This is a genomic window from Paenibacillus sp. FSL R5-0923 (assembly GCF_038009145.1).
Taxonomy (GTDB): domain Bacteria; phylum Bacillota; class Bacilli; order Paenibacillales; family Paenibacillaceae; genus Paenibacillus_AQ.
In genome coordinates this window covers 5068312-5081226 of record NZ_JBBPAT010000001.1, presented here as the reverse complement: position 1 = coordinate 5081226, position 12915 = coordinate 5068312, and the positions used below count along the sequence as shown (strand labels likewise).

At 40.7% G+C, this 12915-nt stretch carries 15 protein-coding genes; all 15 read left to right on the top strand.

What is annotated here, in order from left to right; genetic code table 11:
• Nucleotides 1-82: 82 nt before the first annotated feature.
• On the top strand, nt 83-1003 hold the full coding sequence (locus tag MKX35_RS22855; protein ID WP_076299490.1) for a hypothetical protein: 921 nt from the start codon (nt 83-85) through the stop codon (nt 1001-1003).
• A gap of 32 nt (nt 1004-1035) precedes the next feature.
• Nucleotides 1036-1782 carry a type I methionyl aminopeptidase gene (gene map, locus MKX35_RS22850; RefSeq protein WP_076299489.1) on the top strand — a complete coding sequence of 249 codons (747 nt, stop codon included), beginning with the start codon at nt 1036-1038 and terminating at the stop codon, nt 1780-1782.
• A gap of 16 nt (nt 1783-1798) precedes the next feature.
• Nucleotides 1799-2287: a DJ-1/PfpI family protein gene (locus tag MKX35_RS22845; protein ID WP_305953484.1), complete on the top strand. Its 489-nt coding sequence runs from the start codon at nt 1799-1801 to the stop codon at nt 2285-2287.
• A 117-nt stretch (nt 2288-2404) separates the two neighbouring features.
• On the top strand, nt 2405-3229 hold the full coding sequence (locus MKX35_RS22840; protein WP_076299488.1) for a hypothetical protein: 825 nt from the start codon (nt 2405-2407) through the stop codon (nt 3227-3229).
• A 108-nt stretch (nt 3230-3337) separates the two neighbouring features.
• Nucleotides 3338-4597 carry an MFS transporter gene (locus tag MKX35_RS22835; protein ID WP_042187227.1) on the top strand — a complete coding sequence of 420 codons (1260 nt, stop codon included), beginning with the start codon at nt 3338-3340 and terminating at the stop codon, nt 4595-4597.
• A complete protein-coding gene (locus tag MKX35_RS22830; RefSeq protein WP_076299487.1) occupies nt 4594-5898 on the top strand; it encodes an alkaline phosphatase family protein in 1305 nt (434 codons plus the stop codon). The genes MKX35_RS22835 and MKX35_RS22830 overlap by 4 nt, the downstream gene beginning before the upstream one ends.
• An 84-nt stretch (nt 5899-5982) precedes the next feature.
• Nucleotides 5983-7065: a nucleotidyltransferase domain-containing protein gene (locus MKX35_RS22825; protein WP_341044434.1), complete on the top strand. Its 1083-nt coding sequence runs from the start codon at nt 5983-5985 to the stop codon at nt 7063-7065.
• 233 nt (nt 7066-7298) lie between these two features.
• On the top strand, nt 7299-8174 hold the full coding sequence (locus tag MKX35_RS22820) for a YitT family protein (protein WP_179085712.1): 876 nt from the start codon (nt 7299-7301) through the stop codon (nt 8172-8174).
• Between the two features lie 122 nt (nt 8175-8296).
• Nucleotides 8297-8719 (top strand): Rrf2 family transcriptional regulator, encoded by a 423-nt coding sequence (locus MKX35_RS22815; protein ID WP_042187235.1) that lies wholly within the window; start codon nt 8297-8299, stop codon nt 8717-8719.
• 235 nt (nt 8720-8954) lie between these two features.
• Nucleotides 8955-9689 carry a metallophosphoesterase family protein gene (locus MKX35_RS22810; RefSeq protein WP_076299511.1) on the top strand — a complete coding sequence of 245 codons (735 nt, stop codon included), beginning with the start codon at nt 8955-8957 and terminating at the stop codon, nt 9687-9689.
• Nucleotides 9690-9750: 61 nt separating this feature from the next.
• Entirely contained in the window at nt 9751-10335 is a 585-nt protein-coding gene (locus tag MKX35_RS22805; protein WP_076299485.1) for a GNAT family N-acetyltransferase, read from the top strand.
• Between the two features lie 17 nt (nt 10336-10352).
• Nucleotides 10353-11099 (top strand): Type 1 glutamine amidotransferase-like domain-containing protein, encoded by a 747-nt coding sequence (locus MKX35_RS22800; protein WP_076299510.1) that lies wholly within the window; start codon nt 10353-10355, stop codon nt 11097-11099.
• On the top strand, nt 11096-11461 hold the full coding sequence (locus tag MKX35_RS22795) for a hypothetical protein (RefSeq protein ID WP_076299484.1): 366 nt from the start codon (nt 11096-11098) through the stop codon (nt 11459-11461). The genes MKX35_RS22800 and MKX35_RS22795 overlap by 4 nt, the downstream gene beginning before the upstream one ends.
• 39 nt (nt 11462-11500) lie before the next feature.
• Nucleotides 11501-11833: a low molecular weight protein tyrosine phosphatase family protein gene (locus MKX35_RS22790; protein ID WP_179086694.1), complete on the top strand. Its 333-nt coding sequence runs from the start codon at nt 11501-11503 to the stop codon at nt 11831-11833.
• A 148-nt stretch (nt 11834-11981) separates the two neighbouring features.
• Nucleotides 11982-12857 carry a VOC family protein gene (locus MKX35_RS22785; RefSeq protein ID WP_076299483.1) on the top strand — a complete coding sequence of 292 codons (876 nt, stop codon included), beginning with the start codon at nt 11982-11984 and terminating at the stop codon, nt 12855-12857.
• The last annotated feature ends 58 nt before the right edge of the window (nt 12858-12915 follow it).

Here is a 12915-nt window from a genome sequence, read left to right as displayed (position 1 = left end):
GGTTGTACCCTTGTTCTTGGTTGCTCTTTTAAGCGGGTGTAAGAATGATGTGGGCTTCATCAATGCAAGGTGGATCGCCGGAGTGTCTTTAACTCCTGTAACAACTAGTGATCAGAACCAAGTTGATCGACCCGAACATTTTGAGACCCTAATACTGAAGGACTCCGCTCTGATTAAGGCGCTTTCGGAGGCTATGAACAAGAGCGATAAATTATTGGGAGAGCTGGATTGGGCTCCTGAATTTAAAATGAAGCTTGTTTATGGTGATGGCTACTCGAAGGATTATTACATAGCAATAGGTGATGAACCCGGCTATAAAGGAGTATTTACTACAGCTGAGAATGGTGGTCAAGGCTACTCTATTCCGGTGAAGAATTCGGACCAATTAAGGAAACTCATTTTTGGAACAGCAGATCAGGCGAACATAGAACAGACGGAGTCGCTGGAGTCTTCTGTTAAGGTTACAGGTCCAGTAACGATATCACATAATGATCTCTATCCCTTAACTAATAGAACTGGATTCTTGAATCTGCAGCTTTTAGATGGAACCTACAGTGAGGATTGGACAATACCAGGTCCGTTGATGGGAAGGAATTGGAGTGGCAGATTTGGGCTTGTTCTTATCGATAATCAAGGGAGAACTTTGAATAGCTTTCCACTCAGTGAATATTTTGAGGATCCCATAATATTTAATGATTTTTTTCAAATTCAGTTTGAGGACTATAATGGCGACGGCGATCCGGATTTTACGATTGGTCAGTACGGATCCAGTAATGGTTACTTCTACAAGCTATTTACGCTTAGAAAAAATAACGTTATAGAGGAATTAGGGATCAAACCCGACTCTGATTTATTTATCAGCAGTCCTAAGGGGTATTCGATAAAGCTTGATAAAGTGGATGATCATAGCTTCAAGAGAAGTTATTACGATAATGTAGCGGGTAGACAGATGGAAGATATTTTTCAGTGGAATGGAAGTGCATTTCAGAAGTTAGACAAGTGATTCATACCAGAAGTGAGAGGAATGTGTGATAGATGACGAGTGATACCATACAAGATTTAGAAGGGCTAAAAGCCATAGGGAAAGTAGTAGGACATACCATCGCCGAGATGAAAAAGAAAGTAACTCCAGGTATGACAACAGCGGAGCTTGATAAGATTGGAGCTGAAATTCTAGCGGAATTCGGTGCATCTTCAGCCCCAATGATAACGTATAATTTTCCAGGCAGCACCTGCATTAGTGTGAATGAAGAGGTTGCTCATGGGATTCCTGGTCCTAGAGTGATTAATGCTGGTGATTTGATCAATATTGATGTATCTGCTGAACTGAATGGTTATTATGGGGACGCCGGAGTTTCGTTTCAACTACCACCTTATAATGATGACATTCTTCGACTATGCCAGAGTGCAGAGGAAACTATGATGAGCGTGATCAATCATCTGAGAGCAGGGATGAAGGTCAATGAGATTGGCAGAATGATGGAACTCGAAGCTCGGAAACGCGGCTATAGAGTGGTACGTAATCTGTGCAGCCACGGGATTGGCAAATCACTCCATGAGAAGCCTTTTGAAATCTTACCTTTCTACAATCCAAGAGTGACTACAGTGTTAAAAGAGGGACAGGTGATTACGGTTGAACCCTTCCTTTCTACTGGAGCAGATTACGTGGAGCAGCAGTCGGATGGATGGACACTGAGTGTCGTAGACAATGGCCGGGTAGCACAGTTTGAACATACGATTATTGTGACTAAAGGTGAGCCTATTATCCTAACCAAGCCATAAAGAGGAGAGTGCGAAATTGAAAATCGCCTTTATACTTTTTGACGGGATTACGTTCTTAGATTTTGCGGGGTTCTATGATGTTATTTATCGATTGGGGCAATTTGAAATCGGCAAAAATTTGTCTTGGGATATATGTGCAGCGTCGGAGGAAGTGACGGATGAGTTAGGTTTCACAGTTAAAGCTGGAAAAGTGCTGCCAGAGCTTTCGGAGTATGACATGGTATTTGTACCTGGAGGGATGGGGACACGGAAACTTCGTTATGATGAAGGTTTTGTCTCGTGGATTGCTGGTGCTCACAATGTTCCTTATAAGGTATCTGTCTGCACAGGCTCACTGCTGCTTGGGGCTGCGGGGCTTCTAGGAGGGAAGAAAGCTACTACCCATCCATCTGCCTATGAATTACTAAAACCTTACTGTGAAGAAGTTGTGGAGACCCGTATTGTGCATGATGGTAATGTGATTACAGGTGGTGGAGTTTCCACTTCCATTGATCTGGGGTTATAACTGATTTCATACTTGGCTGGAGAAGCAGCGATGAATTCGGTAAAAAAGCAGATTGATTATCCATACGAGATGCAGGGGATTGTTCAAATCTAAAGGTAAATACCGGAGGGACCAGAGATGGCTGGACAAAAAATGATGGATATGCTGTTTCAGCAATGGGTAAGCGATAAGGAGCAGTGGGTACAGCTTAGAGATTTGCTGATGAAGGAGAGCAATCTTCCCGGACCACGAGTGAATTTGGAGCTATCAGGCAATTTTGCCAAACATTTTGCCCATCCTAAACTAACAGAGACAGACTGGGAGTTTCTTAATTCATGGGCTAATCTTACAGAGGCAGAAGCTGGGGTGAATGATCCCCGTGAGTTTCTGCCGTTTTGTGCGGTTAGAGCGCTGGGCGCTTATTACAGCTACGCTGAAGAAGAGCAGCGAATTGTGATTCAGAGCATCATTAAGACAGCTATGAACGACTCCAGATGGAGGATGCGTGAAGCGTCTGCTATGGCGCTGCAAAGTATAGGGGAGGATGGTTTTTCTCTTGTCAGGCAGCTGATCGACATGTGGGAGAAAGGTGCGAATAGGCTTGAACAACGAGCCTTTGTAGCAGCGTTAGCGCATCCTCCTCTTTTAAAAAAGAAAGAGAATACGCTTTATTGTCTTCAGTTGGCTACTCGAATTATGGAGAGTTTGGGTAGTGGGGAAGTACAATATGAGGACGCTGAGCATTTTCGTGTATTATCTAAGGGACTTGAATACAGCTTAAGTGTATTTGTGGCTTGTGAACCTGAAGCGGGTTTTGCCATGCTGGAGAAATTCGCTAAGAGCCGAGATACCCGAATGATTAAGATTGTGAAGAGTAATCTTGGTAAGTCACGTTTGAGTAAAAAGTATGCTCTACAGGTTGCTGAGGTCCTTAAGAGTTTGACAATACAGGAGAGGACATGAGGATCAGCTCTCCATTGGAATTATGAAGTGTAGTTTTACATGCATTTAACATGCCACATATGCTTAAGTGATATAACAGAAGGAACTAGGTGAAAAGGTGGCTGTTAGATGAAACTAAGTAAAGAGGAAAAATCATGGATTTTATATGACTGTGGAAATTCGGCGTATTCGATGGCGGTTACAACGGCTTTACTGCCTATTGTATTTGGGATGTTTTCGAATGTTAACAACAGCATGGATTTGGGGTATTTTAATTCCATAGCGAGTATTCTGGTGGCCATCCTTAGCCCGATTTTAGGGACGATGGCAGATTATAAGGATAAGAAAAAACGCTTCTTCATATTTTTCTCATTGATCGGCGTGATAGCTACTGCTTCGCTGGCTTTCGTTGCACCTGCGAGTGGGCAGTGGCAGTTATTGATTGTATTTTATATTTTGTCAGTCATAGGATTTGCCGGGGCCAATATTTTTTATGATTCTTTTCTGGTGGATGTAACCACGGATGAAAGGATGGATAAGGTATCCTCAAAAGGGTTTGCTTTTGGATATATCGCCAGCGTTATTCCATTCGGTATCAGCCTACTGCTGATTCTGTTTATGGGGATGGATAAATCAATCGGCTATCAGATTGGATTTATAATCACTGCCCTTTGGTGGGGACTGCTGACCATGCCTATGATCAAGGATGTGCAGCAAAGATATTATATAGAACCTGAACCCAAACCGGTCATTAATAGCTTTAAAAGACTGGGAGACACGTTTAAAAATGTCAGACAGCATAAAGTAGTATTTGTATTCTTGATCGCCTACTTTCTCTATATTGATGGGGTAGATACGATTATTAAAATGGTAGTGCCATATGCCACATCGGTACTGGGTGCGGATGCTTTTGATACCTTTACTTTACTGGGGATCTTATTAGTTATCCAGATCATCGCATTTCCGTGTGCTATCCTGTACGGTAATCTTGCCAAAAAATACTCAGCTAGAACAATGATCATCGTGGGGATTTTTACATATATCATTTCTTGTATCGCGGCTTACTTTATTACTTCAGTGTGGCATATATTTATTCTGGGAGCGCTAATTGGATCTGCCCAGGGAGGGATTCAAGCGCTTAGCAGATCTTATTATGCGAAGATTATTCCTAAGGAAAAATCCAATGAATTCTTTGGCTTTTATAATATCTTTGGCAAGTTTGCGGCGATTGTGGGTCCTGCTGTAATGTCATTAACAACTACCCTAACAGGCAACGCTAAATTTAGTATTTTAGCGATTATCCCACTATTCATTATTGGATTCTTCGTATTTATAACTTTACCAAAAGAGAAGCTTGAACAAGATGAACCGAAGGGACTTATCCTATGAAGTCAAGCAAAGAACAAACGGCAATGGCCAAACATCTGATTGTCATCTCTTACGATGCCTTTTCAGAAGACCAATGGGAAATGGCCAGCCGTCTTCCAAACCTATCGAAATTGATTAAGAACGGAGCGCATAGTAATCAATTAAAAAGTGTATATCCCACGCTCACTTATGTGGTACACACTACGATAGCAACTGGTGTATATCCAGATAAGCATGGTATCCACCATAACAATCCATTTCAGCCGTTTGTGAAGGAAAAGGAGCAAAGCTGGTTCTGGTACAGAAATGCGATAAAGGTGCCCACGATTTATGATGCTGCGCGCGAGCATAACATGAGTACCGCAGGAATCCTCTGGCCGGTATCAGGGAAATCCTCAATCCAATATAATATCCCTGAAATCAGAGCCATCAACAACGAAAATCAGGCACTGAAGGTGTTAAAAAGCGGGAGCCCATTATATTGCATTGAGATGGAGCTGAAATATGGACGGTTTCGAAAAGGGATTGAACAGCCTTATCTGGATGACTTCACGACAAAGTGTGCGATAGAAACGATTAAGCGTAAAAAGCCTAATCTTCTTATGATACATTTGATTGATCTGGATGACGCCAAGCATGTCTACGGCACTGACAGCGATGAAGTGAAGCGGGTAATCACACGTATGGATAAGCGGTTAGGTGATATTATACAAGCAGTGGATGAAGCCGGGATAAAGGATGACACGGTTTTTTTAGTTTTGGGTGACCATGGCCAGTTCAATGTTCGGTACAAAGTGCATTTGAACAACCTTTTGCAGGAAAAAGGGTTGATCTATGAAGAGAATGGCGAAATGAAGTGGAGAGCTTACTTTCAGTGTGGGGGCGGATCCGCTTATCTGCATATTAAAGAAGGTGATGAAGAAGCTGAACAATTAGCGTTAGCTGTTATTCAGGAATATATGGATGATGACGCTTCAGGTATAGAGGAAATGTATACTAGAGAGCGGCTGAATCAACTTCATGTGGGCCCATCTACTAAATATATGCTTGAAGCTAGGAGAGGCTATTGTTTCGATGAGAGCATGGATGAACCTACGATTGTTGATTTGGACAAACAAGGGATTAAATATGCTACGCATGGCTACTCTCCCGATAAAGAGGATTATAGATGCAACTTGGTGATCTCAGGGAACAAGGTGAAAAGTGATTTTCCCATAGGGGATCTTAAAATGGTAGATATAGCTCCTACGATGGCAAAGATTTTAGGGATTGATTTTAATCCTTGTGACGGAAGACCTTTAGATGAAATTTTCTTGGTATAGATTGAATATATATAAAGTCGGAATACTTACTGGAGCTATATCCATATACAATGAAATTAAAATGGAGTAAGAGGAGAATTGGATATGGATGCTGATATTAGACAAAAAATTCTAAATAAAAATGACAGACTTATTAGTATGGTTATTGAACGTGCTAAGAGAGATTTTCCTGATGACATTGCAATCATTGGGCTTACAGGTTCTTTCAGTACCGGAGATTTTCATGAAAAAAGCGATCTTGATCTAATTATAATTAATAACACGGCCCAAGGCTGGGGGATATCTTCGTGTTTTATTCTGGAGGATGTTGGATACGACATCTATTGTACGCCATGGGAAACAAGGATAGAAGATCAAGCGAATCTTGAGAGCCCAATGATTTCGTGTCTGATAGATTTAGAGCTGTTATATTGTGGGAAACCCGAATATCTGGAAAAGCTAAATTTATATAAACAGAGAGCTCTCGATGCTTTGGCAAAGCCTATAGTGAGTGAATGTATTAGTAGAGCGAAAAAGAATATAGACATAGCAAAACAAGAATATACGAATACATTACTTTCTGAAGATATCGGAGCAGTGAGGTATGCTTCATGTGAAGTTGTATACAATTTGGTAAATGCTCTAACACATTTGAACAATACCTATTTTAAAAGGGGACTTAAGAGATATCTGGAGGAAATAGCTACGTATCGTTATGTTCCTGATGATTTTGAAAATATATATATGGCTGTGATCGATGCGAAGACAATCGTTGAAATCAGAAGTGCATCATATAGATTTTTAGAAAGCGTCAATGATTTATATAATAAAATGTATAAGGATTTTGTGATTCAGCCTGTCCCTACCTATGATAATCTTGGTGGCACCTTTGAGGAATTATGGTGTAACTGCCGCAATAAGGTTATAGCAAGTGTGGAATTAAATGATAAATCTTATGCTTATTATGCAGCCATGGGCATACAAAATTTTCTTGATGAAATGACAGAATCAAGGGGAACAAAAAAGTTTGATATTATGCAGTATTTTGATTCAGATCATCTGCATTTATTTAAAGAGCAGTTCCTGCAGGTCATGGATGAATATCTTGAAGAATATAATAAGGTGGGAAGGAAAGTTGAACGATACGATACTTTTGAGGAATTATATAACGAATACATGAAGGTGTGATAGAGATAGAGAAGATTACCAGATTACGAATTTTCGTAGTCTGGTTTTTTCATTTTTTATGGAACGATAAGATTATTTTAAGTCATATGGGTAAAATAATAGATATCATACTAGCGGCGTCTGATTTGCCAAAGTGGTGACATTTATTATAGACTGTTTTTTGTCGGCTTTTGTCCAGTGGATGTTTTTCACTTGCAGTGATATAAAAAACTAATTTGAAGTGGGGAAATGGAATGCATGGAATAAGACAGCATCAAAAATCAAATAAGCTGAAGATATTTTCAAAAGTCATATTAATTATTATAGGGGCACTTATAACTTCATATGGCCTGGAATCCGTATTAATACCTAACAATGTTTCAGATGGTGGTGTAACAGGCCTAAGTATCGTTGGCTCACAGCTGTTTGGATTACCGTTAGGGCTGCTAATTGTTATAATTAACATCCCATTTGTTTGGTTAGGATATAAGCAAATTGGTAAAAGCTTTGCTATTTATTCCATTATCGGTATTGCCTCATTAGCCATTGGTACAAGCCTTATGCACCATGTGCCAACGATTATTGAAGGAGATACATTATTAATTACTGTTGTAGGCGGGATTATCATCGGTTTTGGTATGGGTTTAGCGTTACGTAATGGTGGGGCGTTAGATGGGATCGACATGTTGGCTGTATTGCTTTCACGAAAAATACCTTTTGGGACAAGTGATCTAATCTTATTCCTAAACATGTTTGTCTTTATTGTTGTTTCAACTGCATTTGGGCTACAAGGGGCGATTCTATCCGCACTTGCTTATTTTATTGCTTCTAAAGTGATTCATATCGTTGAAGAAGGTTTGAGCGGCTCTAAAACTTTCAAAATCATCACCGTTCAACCGGAAATTATGGTGGAAACGATTCGTGACCGATTGGGACGTGGGGCAACCTATACTGACGCATACGGTGGTTACTCCAATGAACAATTCAAAGAAATTACCTGTGTAATTAACCGTCTGGAAGAAAGCAAAATCAAGGAAATCATTCATGAAATTGACCCTAACGCTTTTGTCGTAGTATATGATGTAGCAGAAGTTAAGGGTGGTAATTTCAAAAAGCATAATATTCACTAATTACGATCCTGAAGTGCATCTCCTTCAGTGTTTGACAAATGCATAAAATGTAACTATTATTGTTGCATCTGATTAATGCACTTGTTGCTAGCCGGGTAGTATGGCAAAAGGAGAGATTTATAGTGAACATCAGCACCCGATTTGCGGTAGCCATTCATATATTAACGTTAATCGACAGTAATAAAGAGGGTAAAAGTACCTCGGAGTGGATAGCTGGTAGTGTGAACACCAACCCTGTAGTTATCCGCCGGCTAACTAGTATGTTGCAAAAAGCAGGACTGGTAACGGCCCGCCCCGGAGTCGCAGGAGCCTCACTTTCACGTAGTAGCGCTGAGATTACACTACTTCAGATTTATAAGGCAGTAAACGCGGTGGAGGAGGATTCGTTGTTCTCAGTTCATGAGCACCCTAACCCCGATTGTCCAGTCGGCAAAAATATAGCCAGCGCCATTGTACCGGTATTCTCGCTCGCGCAAAAGGCGATGGAGAATGTCCTTCAGGAGGTTACTTTGGAGCAGATTGTGAATGAAATGCCTGAAATATAACCACTCCATATCGCAACGTAGAATGAAGACCACAACATGTGCTAACGTGATTGTGGTCTTTTTTTATTGGAAACATATCAAGAGGCTCCGAATGGCTCGGGTCAGGAGAGTAGTGACTTAAAGAAGGGAAGTAGGGCGTAATCATAGAATCTGTATTTAGAAGGCATAAAACAGATAATACTTCATATAGGGAAACTCTAATATGCTGAAGTGGAAAATGAACGGAGGATTTACAGTGGAACAAATCGCATTAATCTCAGATATTCATGGAAATATCCCGGCTTTGACAGCCGTATTAGAGGATATTAAGCAGCGTGGAATTAGTAGGATATTTTGCCTAGGTGATATTGTTGGTAAAGGACCAAATTCAGATCTAGCCGTTGATATCATTAAGAACAATTGTGAAATCAGTGTTATGGGAAACTGGGATGATTTAATGAATCAGGATGTTGATTTTGAAATGGCCCGGTGGAGTCGGAATTTGTTAGGGAAAGACCGCCTTGCTTATTTAGGTACATTACCGTTCTCGATTGAGTTTATGATGAGTGGTAAGTTTATCCGTTTATTTCATGCTTCACCGCGAAGCTACTATGAACGGATTCAGCCTTGGGACGATTATGAGAAGCGGCTGTCTATGTTTGGTTGTTCTGATCTCTGCCAGGAGCAGCGACAAGCGGATATCGTAGGCTATGGGGACATTCACAATGCTTTTATACAACATTTAGAAGGGAAGACTTTATTTAATGTTGGCAGTGTGGGGAATCCTCTAGATGTCACTCAGGCATCTTATGTGATTTTGGAGGGGGAGTATGGAGGCCTGACAACAGCATCTTTGAATATACAATTTGTAAGAGTTCCTTATGATATTGAGTTAGCCATTCAACAAGCCATAGATGCAGTTATGCCAGCTACAGAGCCCTATATTCGAGAGCTTAGAACTGCGCAGTATAGAGGGAATGCGCGGGGATAGAAGATGAACTTTCGAACGGTGACCTTGATTCACAACATCAAAAAGTAACGGAGGGAACGAATTGAAGCTTAGTCATGTATTTGAGCAATTCCCTACTTTGGAAACCGAACAACTAACACTGAAAAAAATTGAAGTTAGTAACCTTGAAGAGGTATTTGGAATTTATAGCAATGATCAAGTGTTTGAGTACTGCGGAATTATTCCGAAACATAATAAAGATACAGTAAAGAATATGATCGGACATTTCGAACGTGATTTTAATAAAGGGTTAAGAGTGAAGTGGGGAATTTTCCGTAAAAATAATCCGTACATACTGCTAGGTATCATCGAAGCTATGGATTTTAATCAAAAAGTGGATATGGTCACGATTGGTTATTTTTTGGCGGAGTCTTATTGGGGAAAAGGGATTGCAACTCAGGCCGTTGAAATGGTGAAAAAATATTTATTTGAGACGGCAGAGGTCAATCGAATCCAAGCTGAAGTCATGCCTTTTAATGAGCGGTCCAAGCGGGTCCTTTTGAAAAGTGGCTTTCTGAAAGAGGGGACGTTAAGACAAGCCCATGTATGGTCAGGTAAAGGGCTCATTGATTTGGAGATTTACAGCATTCTTGCAGAGGAATACGGAAAGGGAGAAAACAGATCCTAGTGAAAGTAGGGGAGATTATGGGGACTATCGTGGTAATCGGTGGGGGAGAGCTAACCGATTTAGAAACGCTTGAAATGGATCGTGAAGTTGTGAAGTTAACCCAGAAAGTTAATCCGAAAGCGTTATTTATTCCAACAGCTAGTAGTGATGCACCAGGTTATTGTGATACGTTCAACAAAGTGTACGGCGAGATTCTAGGATGTGAAACAAGTCATTTATTGCTTGTGAGCCAAACCTATACCCATGAAGAAATCGCAGAGTTAATTATATCCGCGGATCTGATTTATGTTGGTGGTGGTAATACCCGAAAGATGCTGGAGATTTGGAAAAATACCGGCGTAGATGCTCTTCTAAAAGAAGCGTACAACTCGGGGACTATTTTGGCAGGGCTGAGTGCAGGTTCCATTTGCTGGTTTGAATATGGGCATAGTGACTCTGAAGCGTTCGACGACCAAGGGAACTGGCAGTATATTAAGCTTGAAGCGATGGGGATTCTGCCAGGTATTCATTGTCCGCATTATAATGAGGATATTCGGGTTGAGGATTTTTCGCGTATGGTAAAAGACGGAGGTTTGCTCGGAATCGCAGTGGATAATAACTGTGCCATCATCTACAAGGATAATGAATATAAGGTGATGTCGACAAGAGAAGAAGCTAAAGCCTACCGTGTGATGGACTCAGAGCAAGGTGTTGTCGTTACGCAAATCGAAGAACACCCAAGCTACAGACCTCTTCATGAAGTGTACGGTGGAGGTGATCAATGAAGTCTAATCAAATCTCAATTATCGTGGCGAGTCTTATTCTAGGGATTTCATTTATTATTGGATGTTCAATAACTAATGGCGATAAAGAGTTGGAAGTTGATCAAGACCAGACTCCATCCATAGTAACGGCAGATAAGCTTTTGATGGATATTAAAGAGACGGCCTTATACTTAAATCTGACTGAAGATCAAGTGATGAATATTATTAAAACGGAGCATGAGAATTTAAGTAGATCGGGCATTTTTCAAGGGACTATGTTCCCTTATATCAGAGTTGGTAATGAATATCTTTTTAACAAAGACTTATTAACAACATGGGTTTCGGATGCCTCCTTAAATAGGAGGGTTTATCTAAACCGATAAACGAAATAAGGTATTAATTGAATAAGGAAGGTGCTCTCTATTAAACTACTGTTTGTCTGCAGCCAGAATCGCTGGCGGAGTTTAACTGCGGAGAAGATATTTCAAGGAATTGATGGTCATGAAGTGAGATCTGCTGGAACAGAGGATCATGCCAGAATCAAACTTTCTGAAGGACATGTGGGCTGGGCGGATGTTATTTTTGTGATGGAGAAGAAGCATGTTCGAAGAATTCAAGATAAATTCAGAGACGGTGTAATCGGCAAAAGAATAATTTGTTTGAATATATCAGATGATTATAAGTATATGGATGAAGACTTAATTGGACTTCTTGAATCCAGTGTATCTGAATATTTACAGGAATGGCACTCCTAAGGATGAGGTGTTCTTATGAATCATGTTTGGCTGTGAATCAGTCAGCATGATTTTTTTGTTGGTAATTGACAAACATATAGAAGGTAACTATACTAAATATAGTTAATTTGTAACTGATTAAGTTACAGGAATAGTGGGAGGAAATATAATGACAACTAAAACAACACTTCATCCGGACGTAGAGATTGGTCTGGTACAAATTAGAGTAAGTAATTTAGAGCGTTCGCTCACCTTTTATCAGAACGTGGTGGGGTTAAGTGTCTTGCGGCAATCTGGTCGTGAGGTGGAAATGACTGCTGACGGTCAGAATGTGTTATTGATTCTGCGGGAGATTGAGAATGCAAAGGTTCTTCGTCCGAACTCAGTGGCTGGATTGTATCATTTTGCTATCCTTGTTCCGGATCGTCCTAGCTTGGGACTCGTTGTACGCAATTTGATCGCGTTGGGAATTGAAGTGGGTCAGGGAGATCATTTGGTGAGTGAAGCACTGTATATTCAGGACCCGGATAACAACGGAATCGAAATTTATAGAGATCGTCCTAGGGATACATGGAAGTATGATGCGGAAGGGCATGTAATGATGACAACGGACCCAGTGGATGTAGATGGTTTGTTGGCGGCTTCTGAAGGTTTTCAATGGAACGGGCTGCCAGCTGGAACGGTGATCGGACATGTACACTTTCATGTGGGTAATTTAACTAAGGCGAAGGAGTTCTACGTTGGTTTGCTTGGTTTTGATCTAGTAGCTAATTATGGCAGTGCGGCAATGTTTATCTCAGCAGGTGGGTATCATCACCACATTGGATTGAATATATGGGCAGGGCAAGGCGCACCTGTGGCACCTTCTGATGCAGTAGGAATTGATTATTTCACCTTACTTCTTCCGAATGAAGAGGAGCGTACGTCTGTAGTGGAGCGTGTTAAGCAGGCGGGTTACACCGTTGTTGAAGAGAATGGAGCCCCTACATTCAAAGATCCATGGAACATTGGAATCAGACTTATAGTGAAAAGTCATACGAAATAACTATTCACCAATCGAATTCACCTTTTTCTGGATAGAAAGAACTATCCATTTTTGTCCA